The sequence below is a fragment of the Pseudomonas sp. CGJS7 genome (genome assembly GCF_036961695.1).
On sequence record NZ_JBAMDI010000054.1, the window covers coordinates 1 to 18,862 of the forward strand.

Below are 18,862 nucleotides of genomic sequence, written 5' to 3' on the forward strand. Positions count from 1 at the left end.
CGAGACGGGCGCTCAGCCCTGTTCGTCCAGCAATCGCCGATAGACCGCCAGGTCTTCGGCACTGAAACAGCAGAACACGATCTCGCCCGGCGCTGCGTGCTCATGCGCCCGCGCCGTCGCCACCGCGATGCGCGCCGCGGCTTCCAGCGGATAGCCGAAGATGCCGGTGCTGATGCAGGGAAACGCGATCGCCCGGAATTCATGCCGCGCGGCGATCGCCAGCGAGTTGCGATAACACGCGGTCAAGGCCTCGGCCTCGCCATGCTCGCCGCCGCGCCACACCGGCCCGACCGTGTGGATCACATGGCCCGCCGGCAGCCGGTAGCCGCGGGTGAGCTTGGCCTCGCCGGTCTTGCAGCCGCCGAGCAAGCGGCATTCGGACACCAATTCCGGCCCCGCGGCGCGATGGATCGCGCCGTCCACGCCGCCGCCGCCGAGCAACGAGGAATTGGCCGCGTTGACGATCGCATCGACCGCCAATCGGGTGATGTCGCCCTGGATCGCGCTCAAGCGCATCAGTCGCGCTCGGGCCAGTCGATGAACTCCGCCGCGACCGCGTCGGTCAGCCACACGCCGTTTTCCGAGCGGAAGAACACGATGCCGGCGGCGTGCATGTCGCCGGCGCGGATGCGCAGCAGCAGCGGTTTGCCGTGGCGGATGCCGACTTTGACCGCGGTGCCTTCATCGGCCGACAGGTGCACGTGCTGACGGTTCTGCTTGAGCAGGCCCAGCTTGCGGATCGATTTGGCGAAGCGGGTGGCGGTGCCGTGATAGAGCGTGGCCGGCGGCGGCAGCGGCACCAGCGCCAGATCGACGTCGACCGAGTGGCCCTGGTTGGCGCGGATGCGCAAACCGTCGGCGCTGATGGCGAAGCGTTGCTTGTCGTTGTCGCGCACCACTTCGTCGATCAGGGCGCGGGTGACCGGCTTGCCCTCGGCGTTGGCGCGGTCGATCAGTTCTTCGATATCGGCCCAACCGTTGGGGTCGAGCCGCAGGCCGATCGACTCGGGCGAGTGGCGCAGCACCAGGCTGAGGAATTTGCTGGTTTTGGTCAGGCTTACGGAGGTCATGCGGGTTCCGGTGGCGGAGCGGCGCGGTGTGTCGGCCGCTGAGTGATGGGAGGCGGGCTCAGGCGATCGGCGTCGTCGCCAGCGCGGTTTCCAAACGTTGCAGACGTTCCGGCGTACCGACGTCGGTCCAACGGCCGCGATGATGCGAGCCGCAGAGCCGGCCGCGTTCGGCGCGCTCGCGCAGCAGCGGCACCACGCTGAAACGCGGCGGCGTGCGCTCGGTGCCGGGCGCGTCGGCGAGGATCGCGCGCCAGTTGTCGAACAACGCCGGGCGGTACACGCCGATGCCGGCGTAGGTCAGCCGGGTGTCGCCGTGATTGCGCAGGCGGTCGCCATCGAGCTGGAAGTCGCCGAGCGGCCGTTCGGCCGGGTTGTCCACCAGCAGCAGATGCGCGTCGCCGTCGAACTCGCGCGGCAGCGCGGCGAAATCGAAATCGGTCCAGATGTCGCCGTTGGCGACGATGAACGGCGCGTTCGGATCGGCGCCCTCGTTCAGCAGTTGCAGCGCGTGCAGCATGCCGCCGCCGGTTTCCAGCGGCGTGTCGCCTTCGAACGAGTAGCGCAAACGCAGGCCCCAACGCGCGCCGTCGCCGAGCGTGGCGGGAAACTGTTCGGCCAGCCACGAGGTGTTGATCACCACTTCGCTCACCCCGATCGCGGCGAGTTTTTCCAGGTGCCATTCGATCAAGCGCTTGCCTCCGGCCGGCAACAGCGGTTTGGGCGTGTGCAGCGTCAGCGGCCGCATGCGTTCGCCCAGGCCGGCGGCGAAAATCAGCGCCTTCATGCCGGCGCGCCCGTATTCGCCGGCGCCAGGGCGGGGCGCACGTAGCGTTCGACGATCTCGCTGAGCGGCGCCAGTTCCGGGTAACGCGCCAGCACGATGTCCAGATAGCCCAGGAAGCGCGGCGCATCGGCCAGGTACTTGGGTTTGCCGTCGCGATGATTGAGCCGCGCGAACAGGCCGAGAATCTTGATATGGCGCTGCAGGCCGGCGAAATCGGCGTCGCGGCGGAAGCGCGCGAACTCCGGCAGCGGGATGCCGGCGGCGACGGCGCGCGCGTGGTAGCGCGCCAGCCATGCATCGACGCGGTCTTCGGGCCAGCTGATGAAGGCGTCGCGGAACAGGCTGATCGGGTCGTAGGCGATCGGTCCGCGCAGCGCGCCCTGGAAATCGATCACCGCCACGCCGCCGTCCACCGGCATCAGATTGCGCGGCATGTAGTCGCGATGCACGAACGCTTGCGGCTGCGCGAGGATGGTGTCGAGGATGCGGCGATAGGCCAGGTCGAGCCGTTCCAGATCGCCGCAGTCCAGGGTCAGGCCCAGGTGGCGGCCGAGGAACCATTCATCGAACAGGCGCATCTCGCGGCTCAGGAAGGCTTCGTCGTAGGGCTGCAGATCGTCCGGGCAGGGCAGCGCCTGGATTTTCAGCAGCTGATCGAAGGCCGCATCGAACAGCGCATCGGCGTCGGCGTGGCCGGCTTCGAAGGCTTGCAGGAAGGTTTGTTGGCCGAGGTCCTCCAGCAGCAGGAAGCCGCGTTCAAGGTCCTGCGCCTGCACCTGCGGCACGCGCACGTCGCCGACCAGCAGCATTTCGCGGATGCGCAGCCACGGCCGCGCGTCTTCCAGATCGGGAGGCGAGTCCATGACGATGACGCTGCCGGCCGCGGTTTGGCCGCGCCAGTAGCTGCGGAAACCGGCGTCGAAGGATGCGCGGACCAGGGTGAGGCTGTCGTTGCCGGTCGCGGCGCGGGCCCATTGCAGGCGGGCGGCATCGCGGTCGGTGGGGTGCGGCTGGGTCATGCGGGCTCCATGCGGCCGGGCTGGTCGCAGGCGCACAGGGTAAACGCAGAAGTGAGCGGAGAGGAGCGAGGAGTGAGCAGAGAGGAGCGAGGAGTGAGCGGAGAGGAGCGAGGAGTGAGCAGAGGCTGCCCAGGGCCTCTGCCCCTGCTTTCGCTCACTCCTCACTCCTCTGCACTCGCTCCTCTGCACTCACTCCTCAACAAAAGTAGGGCGAAGCCCACGCCACGATTCCCCCGAAAGCGGTCGCCACCGCCTCTCCCGGATTCCTCGCGCCGCGGACCCCGCCCTACGGGTGCCCGGGTACTAACGCAAAACCTGTGAAGCGCCCCGCGGCTCAGGCCGCGACGGTTTCCTCCTGTTCCAGCGAGGCCAGCCATTCGTCGTCGGAGCCGTCGGCCACGCCTTCGAACAAGAACGTCGACAGATACCGCTCGCCGGTGTCGGGCAGCGTCGCCAGCAGCACCGAACCTTCCGGCGCCGATTCGGCGACCTGCAGCGCGGCGGCGACGGTGGCGCCGGCGGAGATGCCGACGAACAAGCCTTCCTCGGCGGCGAGCCGGCGCGCGGTGTCGCGCGCGAGGACATCGTCGATCGGACGGATTTCGTCGGCGATGCTGCGATCCAGCACGCTGGGCACGAAGTCCGGCGTCCAACCTTGAATCTTGTGCGGCTGCCACGCGTTGCCGCTGAGCAAGGACGCGCCGGCCGGCTCGGAGGTGACGATCTTCACCTCGGGACGCGCCAGCTTGAGCACTTGACCGACGCCGGTGAGGGTGCCGCCGGTGCCCCAGCCGCTGACGAAATAGTCCAGCCGCTTGCCGGCGAAATCGCGCAGGATCTCCGGGGCGGTGGTGTTGCGGTGATAGGCCGGATTGGCCGGGTTGTCGAACTGCCGGGCCAGGAACCAACCGTGCTTCTCCGCCAGTTCGGCGGCCTTGCGGACCATGCCGGTGCCGCGTTCGGCGGCCGGGGTCAGGATCACTTTCGCGCCGTAGGCGCGCATCAGCTTGCGGCGTTCGATCGAGAAGGTTTCGGTCATCACCGCGACGAACGGATAACCGCGCGCCGCCGCGACCAGCGCCAGGGCGATGCCGGTGTTGCCCGAGGTCGCCTCCACGATGGTCTGGCCGGGCTTGAGCGCGCCGCTGCGTTCGGCGTCGAGCACGATCGCCAAGGCCAGACGGTCCTTGACCGAGCCGCCGGGATTGAACGATTCGACCTTGGCGTACAGGCTCACGTGCTTGGGCGCGATGCGATGGAGTTTGACGATCGGCGTATTGCCGATGGTGTCGAGGATGCTGTCGTACAAAGGCATGGAAGTGCTCCCGTGGCGTGGGTAAGAGGATCAGGCGGCCGCGGCGAACGCGGCGGCACCGGAGGTTTGGGGATCGGGCGCGTCGGTCAACGGCGCATCGCCGAACCAATGCAGCCGCTGCGCCAGCGCGGCGACTTCGCCGACGATCAACAGCGCGGGCGATTGCACCTGGTGTCCGCGCGCGCGCTCGGCCAGGTCGGCGAGGGTGCCGGTCACCACCCGCTGCTGCCGGCGCGAACCGTTTTCGATCAGGGCGAACGGCGTGGAGGCGGCACGGCCGTGTTCGATCAACTTGTCGCGCAGCACGTCCAGGCCGGACACGCCCATGTACACCGCCAGGGTTTGTTTTTCCTGCGCAAGTGCCTGCCAGTCGAGGGTGTCGGCCGAATCCTTCAAGTGCGCGGTGACCAGGCGCAGCGATTGCGCGTGATCGCGATGAGTCAGCGGCACGCCGGCATAGGCGGCGCAAGCCAGCGCGGCGGTGATGCCCGGCACCACTTCGAAGGCGATGCCGGCGTCGGCCAGCACTTCCAATTCTTCGCCGCCGCGGCCGAACACGAACGAGTCGCCGCCCTTCAGCCGGACCACGCGCTTGCCGGCGCGGGCGTGTTCCAGCAGCAATTGGTGGATACGTTCCTGGGTGGTGTGGTGATTGCCGGCTTGCTTGCCGACTTCGATCAATTCGGCGTCGCGGCGGGCGAGCGCCAACACCTCGGCGCTGACCAGACGGTCGTGCAGGATCACGTCGGCCTCGTTGAGCACGCGCAGACCGCGCAGCGTCATCAAGCCGGCGTCGCCCGGGCCGGCGCCGACCAGGGCGACCGAACCGGCTTGCGGGGCGTTGGGCTTGTCGTCGATCAAGGCCACGCCGAACGCGCGCTGCGCATCGTCGAAGCGGCCTTCGCGCAGCAGCGCCGGGATCGGCCCGGACAGCACCCGCTCGAAGAAGCGGCGGCGCGCGCCCAGCTCCGGATAGTGCTGGCGAATGCGCGCGCGTTCGCGGCTGAGCAACTGGGCCAGATCGCCGAGCGATTCGTCGAGCTGGGTTTCCAGGGTCTCGCGCAGATGACGCGCCAGCATCGGCGCGCCGCCGCCGCTGGAGATCGCGATCTGCACCGGCCCGCGTTCTACCCGCGCCGGGACGTGAAAGCTGGAGGCCTGCACGTCGTCGACCACGTTGACCCAGATCCGCCGCGCCTCGCCGGCCGCGGCGACGGCGCGATTGACCTCGCCGTCGTCGGTGGCGGCGATCGCCAGCCACGCGTCGTCCAGCCAGCTCGGCTCGAACTCGCCGTGCAGATGTTCGATGCGTGCTTCCTCGGCCCAAGCGGCCAGGGCCGGCAGCAGCCGCGGCGCGCCTACGCGCACCCGGGCGCCGGCCTCGAGCAGCGCCGCGGCCTTGCGCAGCGCCACCGGCCCACCGCCGACCACCAGCACGGTGCGTCCGCGCAGGTCGGCAAACAGCGGGAACAGGGGGCTGGTCATGGCGGGCGAGGGCGATCCGGGGACGATGGAGCGACCCTAAGGCCGCCGCCCGGCGACCGGAAATGACGCGGCCGCCTTTGCACATGCCGTCACGTAATGAGCCGTAGCGTTGCGCCACGGATACTGGACAAGGCCACCATACGCCGGCTAGCCTATAAATCCCTTTATCCGAATAGAGCGATAAATAAGTGGACGCGATGCGCCAGCGAATCTCCGGAATGCGATGCGACAACGGCAACGGCCGCAAACCCGCGGCGGTGGTCTGTTGTCGTTCGCACCGATTCGCCGCCGCTTCCGTCCCGCATCGACTCTTATTCCGGATCGCTTCGCCATGACTCTGACTCAACTGCGTTATCTGGTCGCCATCGCCGACTCCGGCCTCAACATCACCCTGGCCGCCGAGCGCGTGCATGCCACCCAGCCTGGCCTGTCCAAGCAGCTCAAGCAGTTGGAGGATGAGCTGGGCTTCCTGCTGTTCGTGCGCAAGGGCCGCAGCCTGGAAGCGATCGCGCCGGCCGGCGAGCGCGTGCTCGAACACGCGCGCCGCATCCTGGAAGAAGCCGGCAACATCCGCGCCTACGCCGCCAACGAACGCGGCCAGCACGCCGGGCGTTTGGTGTTGTCGACCACGCACACCCAGGCGCGTTACGTGTTGCCGCCGGTGATCGCCCAGGTCAAGCGCGACTTCCCGCAAGTCAGCGTGCACCTGCAAGCGGCGGCCGACGGCGAAGTGCTCTCGCATCTGTCGCACGGCAACGCCGACCTGGCGGTGATCAGCACCGCCGGCGCGCCGCCGGAAGGCGGGCTGGCGGTGCCGCTGTTCCGCTGGCGCCGGGTGGTGCTGGTGCCGCGCGCGCATCCGCTGGCCAAGCTCGACCGCGCGCCGACGCTGGCCGATCTGGCGGCGCATCCGCTGATCAGCTACGAATCCTCGACCCGTCCGGAGTCGTCGTTGCGCCGCGCGTTCGCCGCGGGCGGACACGAGCCGCAATTGGCGATGACCGCGCGCGACGCCGATCTGATCAAGACCTATGTGCGCGCCGGCCTGGGCGTGGGCGTGCTGGCCGAAATGGCGGTGACCTCGCGCGATGAAGACCTGCGCGCGTTGATCGCGCCCGACGCGTTTCCCGAGTGCATCACCTGGGCGGTGATCCCGCGTGCGCGGGTGTTGCGCGATTACGCGCTGGAGTTGCTGCACGGCTTGGCGCCGCAGATCGATCGGCGCGATTTGCGGCGGGTGCTGGAGGGGAATCTGGAGCCGCAATGGCCGAAGGCGCCGACCTGGATCGAGTTGACCCAGCCGATCAGTTCCTGATTACGCTCAGGCTGTCGCGGGAACGAAAATCCCTCCGCTTCCTCGATCGCCGAGGACGGGGGGATTCTCTTTGCGGCCGACGCTCAAGCCGCGCGATCTCCCTGTAGGAGCTGCGCAAGCTGCGACCGCGAACCATCCAATTGCGGCGCAAGTTTCGTCGTAGTTGCGTTCCCGCGGTCGCGGCTCGCGCCGCTCCTACAGGGGCTCCGGGCGGGATGCGATACCAGGCGGCCGATTCCTCGATCGCCGAGGGCGGAGGGATTCTCTTTTGCGGCCGACGCTGAAGCCGCGCGATCCCCCTGTAGGAGCTGCGCAAGCTGCGACCGCGAACCATCCGATTGCGGCGCAAGTTTCGTCGTAGCCGCGCTCCCGCGGTCGCGGCTCGCGCCGCTCCTGCAGGGGCTCCGGGCGGGATGCGGTATCAGGCGGCCTGATTTTCCTGCGCCGGCTCACTATCGAAATGCAGCCCGCACTCGCGCTTAAGCCCGAAAAAGCGCGTGTCCTCCTCGCGCATCCCCGGCTCCAGCCGGCGCGTGGTGTGAACATCGCCGATGGAAACGTAACCGTCGTGCCACAGCGGGTGATACGGCAGATCGTGCGTCTGCAGGTACTGCCAAATGTCGCGATCGCTCCAGTCCGCCAGCGGATGCAGCTTCCAGCGCCCATCCTTGATCTGCAGAAAATCCAGATTGGCGCGGCTGCCCGACTGACTGCGGCGCAACCCGGCGATCCAGGTGCGCACGCCCAGTTCGTTCAACGCGCGCTGCATCGGCTCGACCTTGCGCATGCGGTTGTAGCGCTCGATCCCTTCCACGCCCTGTTCCCACAAACGGCCGAACTTGGCTTCCATCCACGCCACCCCGATCTGCGGGCGATACACCTTCAGATTGAGCTTGAGCCGCTCGCCGAGTTCGTCGATGAAGCGGTAGGTCTCCGGAAACAGATAACCGGTATCGACCACGATCACCGGAATCCGCGGCGCCTGCGCGGTGACCATATGCAGCGACACCGCCGATTGCGCACCGAAGCTCGACGACAACGCGTGCTCGCCGGCAGTGTTTTCCAGCGCCCAGGCGACGCGCTGTTCGGCCGACTGGGTGCCCAGCCAGGCGTTGAGTTCGGCCAGCGCGCGCGGGGATTCGGCGGCGGTCACGGGGTCGGTCGGGGCGCTCATGCGTAAGCCTTCGCAGCCGGGGCTGCATCGATCAGCGAAACGGGAATGCCGGTGGGCGTGGGATAGGGAACGTTGACGATCTCGCGGCGCACCAGGAAATCGCCGAAGCCTTCTTCGCCGTCGCGCTCGCCGGCGTAGGCGGCGAACAGCGGGTCCAGCGCGGCCAGGATCTCGGCCTCGGCGATGTTCTCGCGGTACAGCGTGTTCAAGCGCTGGCCGCGGTGATCGGCGCCGAGCATCAGGTTGTAGCGGCCCGGCGCCTTGCCGACCAAGGCGATCTCGCCCAGGTACGGCCGCGAGCAACCGTTCGGGCAGCCGCTGATGCGCAGGTTGATCGGCGCATCGGGGATCGCATGGCGCGCCAGCAGCCGTTCGACTTCGCCGACGAAGTCGGGCAGGTAGCGTTCGGCCTCGGCCATCGCCAGCCCGCAGGTCGGCAACGCCACGCAGGCCAGGGCGTTGCGGCGCACCGTGCTGGCCTGGGCGTAACCGTCCAGGCCGTGCTGGGCGATCAAGCCGTCGATGCGTCCGCGCAACTCCGCGGGCACGCCGGCGATCACCAGGTTCTGATTCGGCGTCATCCGGAATTCGCTGCCCGGATGCGCCTGCAGCAGCTGCGCGATCTCGCGCAGGCCGCTCAGATGGGTCAATTCCTCGCCGCGCCCGTCGAGGGCGCCGTCGACGATGCGCCCGGCCGGAATGCGCAGGGTCAGATGCCCGCGCCCGTCGTCGCCTTCGACCCAGCCGAAACGGTCGCCGTTGTGGCGGAAGGCGAACGGCCGCGCCGGGAGGAGAGGGAACCCGGCGCGGCGTTCGACTTCCGACTTGAACCAGGCCAGTCCGTGGTCGTCGATGGTGTACTTCAGCCGCGCGCGCTTGCGCACCTGGCGATTGCCGAAGTCGCGCTGCGCGGTGACCACCGCTTCGCCGACCGCGATCACTTGATCGGGAGTGACGAAGCCGATCACGTCGGCCACCCGCGGGTAGGTCTCCGCATCGCCATGGGTCGCGCCCATGCCGCCGCCGACGGTGACGTTGTAACCGGCCAGCTCGCCGTCTTCGATGATGGCGATGTAGCCCAGATCCTGGGCGAACACATCCACGTCGTTGTACGGCGGAACCGCGAAGCCGATCTTGAACTTGCGCGGCAGATAGGCCTTGCCGTAGATGGGCTCTTCCTCGCTGCCGCTGCCGGCGACGCGTTCTTCGTCCAGCCAGATTTCGTAATAGGCGCGGGTGTTGGGCAGCAGGTGTTCCGACAACGCCGCGGCCTGGGCGAACACCGCCGCATGCGAAGCCGACAACTGCGGGTTGGCCGCCACCGCGACGTTGCGGTTGACGTCGCCGCACGCGGCCAGGGTGTCGATCAGCGTGGCGTTGATCGCCTGCATGGTCGACTTGAGTTCGGTCTTGATCACGCCGTGGAACTGGAACGCCTGGCGGGTGGTCACCCGCAGGCCGCGTTCGGCGTAAGTGGTGGCGATGGCGTCGAGCTTGAGCCACTGCTCCGGGCTGACCACGCCGCCCGGAGTGCGGGTGCGGATCATGAAGCTGTAGGCCGGCTCCAGGCTGGCTTGACGGCGCTCCTCGCGCACGTCGCGATCGTCCTGCTGGTAGCTGCCGTGGTACTTGATCAGGGTCTGATCGTCGTCGTTGAGCGCGCCGGTGATCGGATTGGCCAGGCTTTCCAGCAAGGTGCCGCGCAGCCGCGCGCTGGATTCCTTGATGTTTTCGACCGAGTGCGCGCTCATGCCGATGCTCCGGCGCGCGCTTGCGAATGCAGCCCGAACGGAACGCGGCCCTGTCGCGTCGGCGCGCTCTGCTCGGCGCGCTCGATCGCGGCGGTATCGTTCCCGCGTTCCATCCGGACTGCCGGGGCAATCGGTGTTGCGAGGCGATCAGTAGACATCAAGCGCGGCGTCGCGGCCTGCGACGCGCGGCCCGTTTCCGTCAAATACCGCGCGTGGGATTGCCGCTCGGCGAAAGCGTGTCGTTCGATCAAAGCGTGGCGTTGCGCGTACATCAGTAAACGTCCCGGGCGTAGCGGCCCTGTTGCTGCAACTCGTTCAGATAATCCTCGGCGGCCTCGGCGCTCTTGCCGCCGTGTTCGGCGATGACCGCGAGCAACGCGGCGTGCACGTCGCGGGCCATGCGGGTGGCGTCGCCGCACACGTACAGGTGCGCGCCGCCTTGCAGCCAGTCGTACAGATCGCGGCCGTGTTCGCGCAGGCGGTGCTGCACGTAGACCTTCTGCGCCTGATCGCGCGAGAACGCCAGATCCAGCCGGTGCAGCTGGCCCGACTTCAACGCCGCCTGCCATTCGGTCTGATAAAGGAAATCGGTGCGGAAATGCGGGTTGCCGAACAGCAGCCAGTTGCGTCCGGCCGCACCGTCGGCGGCGCGTTCCTGGACGAAACCGCGGAACGGCGCCACGCCGGTGCCCGGGCCGATCATGACGATGTCGCGGCTGCCGTCGGCGGGCAGACGGAAGCGGTCGTTGTGTTCGATGAACACCGGCAGGCGCTCGCCTTCCTCGGCCACCGCCAGCAGATGCGAGGCCGCGCCCCAGCGCGGGCCGTGGTCGCTGGCGTATTCCAGGTGGGCGACGGTCAGGTGGACTTCGTCGCCGACGGCCTTCTGGCTGGAGGCGATCGAATACAGGCGCGGCGTCAGCGGACGCAGCGCGGCGACCAATTCTTCGGCCGACCATTGGCCGTCGTAGCGTTGCAGCAGGTCGATCACCTGGGTGCGCGCCAGCAATTCGCCGAGCTGGGCGGCGTTGTCGGGCGCGAGCAGGCGGTTGAGTTCGTCGCTGCGCGCGTGCGCGGCGTGGCTGGCGATGAACGGCCGCGCCAGTTTGGTCAGTTCGCGCTTCTCGCTCAGCCATTGCCGCAGCGGCAGGGTCTGGTTGCCGTGGCTCACCGCGGCATCGCCGTCGAGTTCCAGCGTTTGAAGCACCGACTGGACCAGCTCGGGCGGATTGCGCGGCCACAGGCCGAGCGCGTCGCCGGGCTGGTAGTGCAGGCCGGAACCTTCCAGCGACAGCTCGATGTGGCGGATGTCCTTGTCGGCGGCGACCGCGCCGCGGGCGCTGCTGCCGCGCGCGATCAGGCGCCGGTTGGCGATCAGTTCGGCCGCGAACGGCGCATCGCGATGGAACGCCGGCGCGGCCGGCAGCGGACGCAGCGGAGTGACCGTGGCCAGATGCGCGGCAGCCGGCTTGAGCGTTTCGCGGGCGTGGCTCAGCGCTTGCTGCAGCCACGGGGTGGAGACGGTTTCGATATCCAGGTCGGCATCGCCGCGGGCGAACAATCGGGTCGCGCCGAGTTCGGCCAGACGCGTATCCAGGCGCGCGCCGATGGCGCAGAACTGCGGATAGCTCGAATCGCCCAGACCCAGCACGGCGTAGTTCAGCCCCTTGAGTTCGGGCGCGCGCTTGCCGGCGATGAATTCGACCAGACCGCGGGCGTCGTCGGGCGGATCGCCGTCGCCCTGGGTGCTGATGACCACATACAACAAGCGTTCGTTCTTGAGCTCGCGGGTCGGGTAGGCGTCGGCGCGGATCAGGCGCACGCCCAGGCCGGCGGCCTCGGCCTGGCCGGCGAGCTGCTCGGCCAAGCGCTTGGCGTTGCCGGTCTGGCTGCCGTAGACGATGCTCAGGCGCTCGCTGCTCTTGGCTTCGGGCAAGGCTGCGGCGATGGCCGGGGCGAGTGCGCCGCCGCCGGAGCGGGCCAATCCGGCGGCATAACCGGACAGCCACCACAGGCTGTTGCTGTCCAGGCCGTCGGTGAGGCGGGCGAGCGAATCGAGCCGGTCGGCGGGCAACGGAGTGGCCAGCAGAGCGGGAGGGGACAACGAGGGGGCGGCGGTCGTGGCGGCGGCGGGCACGGCGGTCGGCCTGTGGCTTCGGAGGATGCAGGCTACGAGCCGCGCGGGGGCTGGCGGAAAGGATGCGCGGTTATGCGGACATCACTCCCGCTCATTTCTCCCCGAATCCGGGGGGATTTCTAATGGACCCCGTCGAGGCCGCGGCCGGAGCCCGGTTACCGGTCCAGTTCAGGCCCCGGTTTCGGCAGGCCGCCGCGCCGGCCGGACACCGGTCCGGGCGGTATCCCGCAGGGGTTCGATGTGGTTCGATGGGCGTGCGCGCAGCTGCGCGCCGGCGTTCGCGGACCGCGAACAGCATGCCGTTACAGGTCGGACGCCGCCGCGTCGTCCGGCCGCTCCTGGAACGCGGCTTTGTCACGAGCCCTTACTGAGATGAGTGCGTCACCCGATCCGAGCGTCCTGTTCGACTCCACCGCCGCCGACCCGGCGCCCTGGCTGGCGCCGCAAGCGCTGAGCCACCTGGACCGGCTGGAAGCCGAGAGCATCCACATCCTGCGCGAGGTCGCGGCCGAGTTCCGCAATCCGGTGATGCTGTATTCGATCGGCAAGGACAGCTCGGTGCTGCTGCACCTGTTGCTCAAGGCCTTCTACCCGGCGCGCCCGCCGATCCCGCTGCTGCACGTGGACACCGGCTGGAAGTTCCGCGAGATGATCGCCTTCCGCGACCGCCGCGCCAGCGAGACCGGGGTGGATCTGCGCGTGCACATCAACCCCGACGGCCTGGCCCAGGGCATCGGCCCGGTCAGCCACGGCGCGGCCGTGCACACCGATGTGATGAAGACCCAGGGGCTCAAGCAGGCCCTGGACTGGAACAAATTCGACGCCGCCATCGGCGGCGCCCGCCGCGACGAAGAAAAATCCCGCGCCAAGGAACGGATCTTCTCGTTCCGCAACGCCCAGCACCGCTGGGACCCGAAGAATCAGCGCCCGGAGCTGTGGAGCCTCTACAACACCCGCATCCACAGCGGCGAAAGCGTGCGTGTGTTTCCGATCTCCAACTGGACCGAGCTGGACGTGTGGCTCTACATCTACCGCGAACGCATCCCGGTGCCGTCGCTGTATTTCGCCGCGCCGCGCCCGGTGGTGGAACGCGACGGCGCCCTGATCCTGGTCGACGATGAGCGCCTGCCGCTGCGCGAGGGCGAAGTGCCGCAGCAGCGCAAGGTGCGCTTCCGCACCCTGGGCTGCTATCCGCTGACCGGGGCGATCGAGTCGGAGGCCGACACGCTGGAGAAGATCATCGCCGAGATGCTGGTCGCCACTACCTCCGAACGCCAGGGCCGGATGATCGATCACGATCCGTCCGCGTCGATGGAGCGCAAGAAACAAGAGGGTTATTTCTGATGGCACCGGTATTGGGAGCACGCAGTTCGGGACCGGAAACGGCGGAGCGCGAAGCAGCGGAAGGTTCGGCGAACAAGACCGGGAGCGTGGTGGCTTTCGCCAATCCCGAATCGCGAATCCCCAGCTCCGCCAGCGACGCGGTCGCCGACTACCTGCGCCAGCACGAGCGTAAGAGCCTGCTGCGCTTCATCACTTGCGGCAGCGTCGACGACGGCAAGAGCACCCTGATCGGGCGCCTGCTGCACGACACCCAGCGTCTGTTCGAAGACCAACTGGCCGCGCTCGACGCCGACAGCCGCCGCCACGGCACCCGCAACGGCGAGATCGATTACGCGCTGCTGGTCGACGGCCTCGCCGCCGAACGCGAGCAGGGCATCACCATCGACGTGGCCTACCGCTACTTCGGCACCGAGAAGCGCAAATTCATCGTCGCCGACTGCCCCGGCCACGAGCAGTACACCCGCAACATGGCCACCGGCGCGTCCACCGCCGATCTGGCGGTGGTGCTGGTCGACGCGCGCAAGGGCCTGCTGACCCAGACACGTCGCCACAGCTACATCGTTTCGCTGCTGGGCATCCGCCATGTGGTGTTGGCGGTCAACAAGATGGATCTGGTCGATTTCGATCAGGCCGTGTTCGAGCACATCGTCGCTGAATACCGCGAACTCGCCGACAAGCTCGGCATCGAACACGTGCACGCGGTGCCGCTGTCGGCGCTCAACGGCGACAACCTCACCGGCGCCTCGGCGGCGACGCCGTGGTACCGCGGCGCCAGCGTGCTGGAACATCTGGAAACGGTCGACACCGCGCGCGACGCGGCCGATCTGGGTTTGCGTTTGCCGGTGCAATGGGTCAATCGCCCGCATCAGGATTTCCGCGGTTTCGCCGGCACCATCGCCGCCGGTTCGGTCGCACCCGGCGATGAAATCGTCGCACTGCCCTCGGGCCGGCGTTCACGCGTGCAGCGCATCGTCACCGCCGACGGCGATCTGGACCGCGCGGTGGCCGGGCAGGCGATCACCCTGACGCTGGAAGACGAACTCGACATCAGCCGGGGCGATGTGATCGCCAGCGCCCAGCGGCCGGCGCAGGTGGCCGATCAGTTCGCAGCGCATCTGCTGTGGATGGACGCCAAGCCGCTGCTGCCCAGCCGCTCGTATTGGCTGAAGATCGGCACCCGCACGGTCAGCGCCAGCATCACCGAGATCAAGCACAAGATCGACGTCAACACCCAGGCGCAACTGGCTGCGCGCCAGCTCGAACTCAACGAAGTCGCTTACTGCAACCTCGGCCTGGATCAGGCGATCGCGTTCGAGGCCTACCGCGACAACCGCGAACTCGGCAGCTTCGTGCTGATCGACCGCCAGACCAACGCCACCGTCGCCGCCGGCACCCTGGACTTCGCCCTGCGCCGCGCCGAGAACATCCATTGGCAGCCGGTCGACGTCGACAAGGCCGCGCGCGCGCGCGGCAAGCGGCAGAAGCCGCGCTGCGTGTGGTTCACCGGCCTGTCGGGTTCGGGCAAGTCGACCATCGCCAATCTGGTCGACAAGCAACTGCACGGCCTGGGCCACCACACCTTCATCCTCGACGGCGACAACGTCCGCCATGGTTTGAACAAGGACTTGGGCTTCACCGACGCCGACCGGGTCGAGAACATCCGCCGCGTCGCCGAGGTCGCCAAGCTGATGACCGACGCCGGGCTGATCGTGCTGGTGAGTTTCATCTCGCCGTTCCGCGCCGAGCGCGGGTTGGCGCGCGAATTGTTCGAAGACGGCGAGTTCGTCGAAGTGTTCGTCGACACGCCGCTGCAGGAAGCCGAACGGCGCGACGTCAAAGGCCTGTACGCGAAAGCGCGCGCCGGCAAGATTCCCAACTTCACCGGCATCGATTCGCCGTACGAGGCGCCGGAGAATCCGGAGCTGCATTTGGCGACGCTGGACGACGACCCGCAGACCCTGGCCCAGCGCGTGGTCGACTACTTGCGCGACTGACGCGGGGTGCTCGCGCGTTGAACCGCGGCTTCGCGCTTGCGTTGCCACTGGTTGCAGCGCGGTCGCGGCTTGCGCCGCTCCTACAGGTAGCCCATGTGCAGGTAGCCCATGTGGCTGGCCGCAGCGACTGTAGGAGCGGCGCAAGCCGCGACCACGTCAATACAACCGCGCCGGATCTGGGTAATCCTGTCTTCCCCACTACACAGTCGAATCACCTCGCCGTTCATCGCATCGCGCCGAAATACGAACGCCCCGAAAATCGGGGCGTTCGTGTGCACGCGGCTGGAATTTGAACTCAGCTCTTCGCGCTTTTGCTGCGAATCATCTCGTACAGGAACAACAGCACGATCGCGCAGATCACCGACACGATGATGCCGATGAAACCGCCGCCGCCGTAAACCAGCCCGCCGATGTAAGCGCCGGCGATGCCGAGCAGAATGGTCAGGATCCAGCCCATCGGGTCGGCGCCGGGTTTGAAGAAGCGCGCGAGGATGCCGATGACCGCGCCGATGATGATCGTGGAAATGATGCCGCCGAACATGGCCTGTCTCCTCAAGAGGATGGTGGGGTGCGGCAGGATCATGTGACCGGCGTCGTCGCAGCGGCGTGAGGGTGGGGTGGTGAGTTGTCCCGCGGTTAAGCCAGCGGCGGCGTCATCGGCGATCGCCGCGGCGAGGTATTGCGTTCAGACAACGCGCTCGGATTCGCCAACCCGTTCCGCTTTCCTGCCGAACCACGGCCCCAGCCTGCATCCGCATCGCGAGCGCCTGCGTACAGCCGACGACACGCCCGTTTCGCGCGGCCGTGGCGTTGTTGCGCACACTCACCCGCGAGCCGCTCCGCGCCCTGCGCGCGCGGCCGCGCACGACCCGGAGAGCGACTATGAAACCCGAACGTTTGGCATCGATGATCATCGCGGTATGGGCGGCGACAGCGTCGCAGGCTTACGCGCAAAGCTCCGCGCAGGATTGGAGCGGTTTTTATCTCGGCGGCAATTTGGGTTCGTCCGAACCCAGCGGCAACGGCGGGCGCATCGCCTTCGACAACAATCTCGATGGCGGTTTCGGCGATACCGTTCGCACCGCGGCCGGCGCCGATGCGTTCTCGCCGGGTTTCTGCGGCGGCGCCGCGGGCGACCGTACCCCGGCGCAGGGCTGTCGCGGCGACAAGGGCGGCGCCGATTACGGCGTCCGCGCCGGTTACGACTGGCAAACGGGGCCGTGGGTGTTCGGCCTGTTGGTCGAATACACCCAAGGCGATACCCGCGACAGCGTCTCGGCGTTCAGCACCACGCCGGCGTTCTACACCATGACCCGCGACCTGGACGACACCCTGGCCTTGCGCGGCCGCGCCGGCTGGGCCTTCGGCGGCGAAGGCGAGTACTTGCTGTACCTCACCGCCGGCGCGGTACGGGCGAAGATCGACCACAGCTTCGCCACCAGCAACGCGGCCAACGCGTTCGCATTGCGCGGCGACGATCGCGCCGACGGCTGGCAGGCCGGGGTGGGATTGGAGCGCAAAGTGCTGGATCGTTTTTCGGTCGGCCTGGAATATTTGTTCAGCCGCATCGACGACGACGATTTCCGCGTGCGCGCCTCGCGCGGCGCGGCGCCGGCCAACAATCCGTTCCTGCTGGTCAATGCCGACGGCACCGATTTTCGCCGCACCGACAAAGACTTCGAGTTCGGCAGTTTGCGCTTGACCGCGACTTACCGGTTCTAGAACCGTCGATGCTTCGATCCGCGGGCATCGGGTTCGCTGGCTACCGTTCAAAAAAAAGCGGACCCGTCGATAGGGTCCGCTTTTCGATCGCGGCGCGGATTCGAAATCGGCGATGGCGCGGCTGTCGGCCTCGACTTCGAATCTTCAGCACCTTTGCGCGCGCATTGGCGATCAGCAGCAGCCGTGATCGCCGTGACGATCGCCGCTGTCGGCGGCCACCGCCACGCCGGTGGTTTCACCGCGCTGGCTGGCCAGATGATGCTCGGCCACCACCCGCGCCACGCACGCGGTCACCCGCTTGCCCATCGGGATGTGCAGGAACTCGTTCGGACCGTGCGCATTGGAATGCGGACCCAGCACGCCGGTGATCATGAACTGCGCGCCCGGGAATTTTTCCCCGAGCATGCCCATGAACGGAATCGAGCCGCCTTCGCCCATGTACATCGCCGGCTGGCCGAAGAACTCGCGGCTGGACGCGTCGATGGCCTTGTTCAACCACGACGACATCGCCGGCGCGTTCCAGCCGCTGGAGGACTTCTCCAGTTCCAGCGTGACTTGCGCGCCGTTGGGTGGATCGCGCAGCAACACTTCCTTGAGCAATTCGCCGGCGCGCTTGCCGTCCAGGGTCGGCGGCAGACGCAGCGACAACTTCACCGAGGTGTACGGACGCAACACGTTGCCGGCCGACGCCAGCGGCGGCATGCCGTCCACGCCGGTCACCGACAGCGCCGGACGCCAGGTGCGGTTGAGCACCAGCTCCGACAGTTCGCTGGCCATCGGCTTCATCCCGGGCAGGAACGGGAACTTGTCGTAGACCGCGTTGCCGAGCACCTTGGCGGCCTGACGCGCCTGCTCCAGGCGTTCTTCGGGCACGTCCACGTACAGGCCTTCGATCAGGATCTTGCCGCTGGTTTCGTCTTCCAGGCGCGAGAGCAACTGGCGCAGCAGGCGGAAGCTCGACGGCACCACGCCGGACGCATCGCCCGAATGCACGCCTTCGCTGAGCACCTTGACGGTGAAATTGCCGCCGGCCAGGCCGCGCAGCGAGGTGGTGCACCACAGCTGGTCGTAGTTGCCGCAACCCGAGTCCAGGCACACCACCAGCGAGGGCTGGCCGATCCGGTCGGCCAGATGGTCGACGTAGGCCGGCAAGTCGTAGCTGCCCGATTCCTCGCAGGCCTCGATCAGGATCACGCAGCGCGAGTGCGGGATCTGCTGCTCCTGCAGCGCCAGGATCGCCGCCAGCGAGCCGAAGATCGCGTAACCGTCGTCGGCGCCGCCGCGGCCGTAGAGCTTGTCGCCCTTCAGCACCGGCTTCCACGGGCCCAGGTCGTCGTCCCAGCCGGTCATCTCCGGCTGCTTGTCCAGATGCCCGTACAGCAGCACGCAATCGTCGTCGCTGCCGCCGTGGGCAGCGGGAATATCCAGGAAAATCAGCGGGGTACGGCCTTCCAGGCGGACCACTTCGACCTGCATGCCGGGGATCGACTGGGCCTTGGCCCAGGACTCCATCAGCTTGACCGCATCGTCCATGTAGCCGTGCTGGACCCAATCGGCGTCGAACATCGGCGATTTGTTGGGAATACGGATGTATTCGACCAATTGCGGGACGATTTCGTCGTCCCATTTCTGACTTACGTAGCGGTCGACCTTGCTGGCGTCCATGGTTCGGGGCCTTCGAAGCTGGGAAAGCGGCCAGTTTACGCCTGCCGGGCCGTGTAGGACTTTTCCTACCCTGCGCTGCGGCTACGC

The 18,862-nt window shown here is 67.8% G+C and carries 16 protein-coding genes; 4 read left to right on the forward strand and 12 right to left on the reverse strand.

From position 1 onward, the window contains the following. Positions 1–12: 12 nt before the first annotated feature. The 6 genes from V7787_RS27690 to cysG all read right to left on the reverse strand — a co-directional run bounded on the left by V7787_RS27690 (position 13) and on the right by cysG (position 5,673). The gene (locus V7787_RS27690) at positions 13–519 is read right to left on the reverse strand and encodes an O-acetyl-ADP-ribose deacetylase (RefSeq protein ID WP_442965334.1); all 507 of its coding nucleotides are present in this window, start codon (positions 517–519) and stop codon (positions 13–15) included. Then, a complete protein-coding gene (locus V7787_RS27695; RefSeq protein ID WP_336090547.1) occupies positions 516–1,070 on the reverse strand; it encodes an RNA 2'-phosphotransferase in 555 nt (184 codons plus the stop codon). Before V7787_RS27695 ends, V7787_RS27690 begins: the two co-directional genes overlap by 4 nt. A 58-nt stretch (positions 1,071–1,128) precedes the next feature. Then, complete coding sequence (gene murU, locus V7787_RS27700; RefSeq protein WP_336090549.1) at positions 1,129–1,854, reverse strand: N-acetylmuramate alpha-1-phosphate uridylyltransferase MurU; 726 nt, start codon at positions 1,852–1,854, stop codon at positions 1,129–1,131. Further along, entirely contained in the window at positions 1,851–2,873 is a 1,023-nt protein-coding gene (locus V7787_RS27705) for an aminoglycoside phosphotransferase family protein (RefSeq protein WP_336090550.1), read from the reverse strand. The genes murU and V7787_RS27705 overlap by 4 nt, the downstream gene beginning before the upstream one ends. A 334-nt stretch (positions 2,874–3,207) precedes the next feature. Beyond that, positions 3,208–4,188 (reverse strand): cysteine synthase A, encoded by a 981-nt coding sequence (gene cysK / locus V7787_RS27710; RefSeq protein WP_336090551.1) that lies wholly within the window; start codon positions 4,186–4,188, stop codon positions 3,208–3,210. Positions 4,189–4,218: 30 nt separating this feature from the next. After that, positions 4,219–5,673: a siroheme synthase CysG gene (gene cysG / locus V7787_RS27715; RefSeq protein ID WP_336090553.1), complete on the reverse strand. Its 1,455-nt coding sequence runs from the start codon at positions 5,671–5,673 to the stop codon at positions 4,219–4,221. A gap of 331 nt (positions 5,674–6,004) precedes the next feature. Here cysG and V7787_RS27720 point away from each other — a divergent pair, with 331 nt between their 5' ends. Next, complete coding sequence (locus V7787_RS27720; protein WP_336090555.1) at positions 6,005–6,988, forward strand: LysR family transcriptional regulator; 984 nt, start codon at positions 6,005–6,007, stop codon at positions 6,986–6,988. A 421-nt stretch (positions 6,989–7,409) separates the two neighbouring features. On the opposite strand, the gene V7787_RS27725 is transcribed toward V7787_RS27720, so the two are convergent. Genes V7787_RS27725 through V7787_RS27740 form a run of 4 tightly spaced genes read right to left on the reverse strand, consistent with a single transcriptional unit; the run spans position 7,410 to position 12,017 of the window. Next, positions 7,410–8,162 (reverse strand): phosphoadenylyl-sulfate reductase, encoded by a 753-nt coding sequence (locus tag V7787_RS27725; RefSeq protein ID WP_336090556.1) that lies wholly within the window; start codon positions 8,160–8,162, stop codon positions 7,410–7,412. Further along, positions 8,159–9,913, reverse strand: a complete 1,755-nt coding sequence (cysI, locus tag V7787_RS27730; protein ID WP_336090557.1) for an assimilatory sulfite reductase (NADPH) hemoprotein subunit — start codon at positions 9,911–9,913, stop codon at positions 8,159–8,161. The genes V7787_RS27725 and cysI overlap by 4 nt, the downstream gene beginning before the upstream one ends. Further along, positions 9,910–10,185, reverse strand: coding sequence for a hypothetical protein (locus V7787_RS27735; RefSeq protein ID WP_336090558.1), 276 nt, complete (start codon positions 10,183–10,185; stop codon positions 9,910–9,912). Before V7787_RS27735 ends, cysI begins: the two co-directional genes overlap by 4 nt. Beyond that, positions 10,185–12,017 (reverse strand): assimilatory sulfite reductase (NADPH) flavoprotein subunit, encoded by a 1,833-nt coding sequence (locus V7787_RS27740; protein ID WP_336090559.1) that lies wholly within the window; start codon positions 12,015–12,017, stop codon positions 10,185–10,187. The genes V7787_RS27735 and V7787_RS27740 overlap by 1 nt, the downstream gene beginning before the upstream one ends. Positions 12,018–12,422: 405 nt before the next feature. Here V7787_RS27740 and cysD point away from each other — a divergent pair, with 405 nt between their 5' ends. Both cysD and cysN read left to right on the forward strand, forming a co-directional pair. Further along, positions 12,423–13,394, forward strand: coding sequence for a sulfate adenylyltransferase subunit CysD (gene cysD, locus V7787_RS27745; RefSeq protein ID WP_336090560.1), 972 nt, complete (start codon positions 12,423–12,425; stop codon positions 13,392–13,394). Then, complete coding sequence (gene cysN, locus V7787_RS27750; RefSeq protein WP_336090562.1) at positions 13,394–15,388, forward strand: sulfate adenylyltransferase subunit CysN; 1,995 nt, start codon at positions 13,394–13,396, stop codon at positions 15,386–15,388. Before cysD ends, cysN begins: the two co-directional genes overlap by 1 nt. 295 nt (positions 15,389–15,683) lie before the next feature. On the opposite strand, the gene V7787_RS27755 is transcribed toward cysN, so the two are convergent. Continuing rightward, positions 15,684–15,929: a GlsB/YeaQ/YmgE family stress response membrane protein gene (locus V7787_RS27755; protein ID WP_336090630.1), complete on the reverse strand. Its 246-nt coding sequence runs from the start codon at positions 15,927–15,929 to the stop codon at positions 15,684–15,686. 341 nt (positions 15,930–16,270) lie between these two features. Between V7787_RS27755 and V7787_RS27760 the strand changes: the two genes are divergently transcribed. Then, entirely contained in the window at positions 16,271–17,110 is an 840-nt protein-coding gene (locus V7787_RS27760) for an outer membrane protein (RefSeq protein ID WP_336090563.1), read from the forward strand. Between the two features lie 171 nt (positions 17,111–17,281). Here the strand turns inward: V7787_RS27760 and V7787_RS27765 are convergent, their stop codons facing one another. After that, complete coding sequence (locus V7787_RS27765) at positions 17,282–18,775, reverse strand: M20 family metallopeptidase (RefSeq protein ID WP_336090564.1); 1,494 nt, start codon at positions 18,773–18,775, stop codon at positions 17,282–17,284. Positions 18,776–18,862 lie beyond the last annotated feature (87 nt).

Excerpts from the sequence above, each read along its gene's own strand:
- V7787_RS27735 (WP_336090558.1), bottom strand. The coding sequence starts at position 10,185 with ATGTACGCGCAACGCCACGCTTTGATCGAACGACACGCTTTCGCCGAG.
- cysD (WP_336090560.1), top strand. The coding sequence starts at position 12,423 with ATGAGTGCGTCACCCGATCCGAGCGTCCTGTTCGACTCCACCGCCGCC.
- cysK (WP_336090551.1), bottom strand. The coding sequence starts at position 4,188 with ATGCCTTTGTACGACAGCATCCTCGACACCATCGGCAATACGCCGATC.
- V7787_RS27695 (WP_336090547.1), bottom strand. The coding sequence starts at position 1,070 with ATGACCTCCGTAAGCCTGACCAAAACCAGCAAATTCCTCAGCCTGGTG.
- V7787_RS27720 (WP_336090555.1), top strand. The coding sequence starts at position 6,005 with ATGACTCTGACTCAACTGCGTTATCTGGTCGCCATCGCCGACTCCGGC.
- cysN (WP_336090562.1), top strand. The coding sequence starts at position 13,394 with ATGGCACCGGTATTGGGAGCACGCAGTTCGGGACCGGAAACGGCGGAG.
- V7787_RS27705 (WP_336090550.1), bottom strand. The coding sequence starts at position 2,873 with ATGACCCAGCCGCACCCCACCGACCGCGATGCCGCCCGCCTGCAATGG.
- V7787_RS27755 (WP_336090630.1), bottom strand. The coding sequence starts at position 15,929 with ATGTTCGGCGGCATCATTTCCACGATCATCATCGGCGCGGTCATCGGC.
- cysG (WP_336090553.1), bottom strand. The coding sequence starts at position 5,673 with ATGACCAGCCCCCTGTTCCCGCTGTTTGCCGACCTGCGCGGACGCACC.
- V7787_RS27765 (WP_336090564.1), bottom strand. The coding sequence starts at position 18,775 with ATGGACGCCAGCAAGGTCGACCGCTACGTAAGTCAGAAATGGGACGAC.
- murU (WP_336090549.1), bottom strand. The coding sequence starts at position 1,854 with ATGAAGGCGCTGATTTTCGCCGCCGGCCTGGGCGAACGCATGCGGCCG.
- V7787_RS27725 (WP_336090556.1), bottom strand. The coding sequence starts at position 8,162 with ATGAGCGCCCCGACCGACCCCGTGACCGCCGCCGAATCCCCGCGCGCG.
- cysI (WP_336090557.1), bottom strand. The coding sequence starts at position 9,913 with ATGAGCGCGCACTCGGTCGAAAACATCAAGGAATCCAGCGCGCGGCTG.
- V7787_RS27760 (WP_336090563.1), top strand. The coding sequence starts at position 16,271 with ATGAAACCCGAACGTTTGGCATCGATGATCATCGCGGTATGGGCGGCG.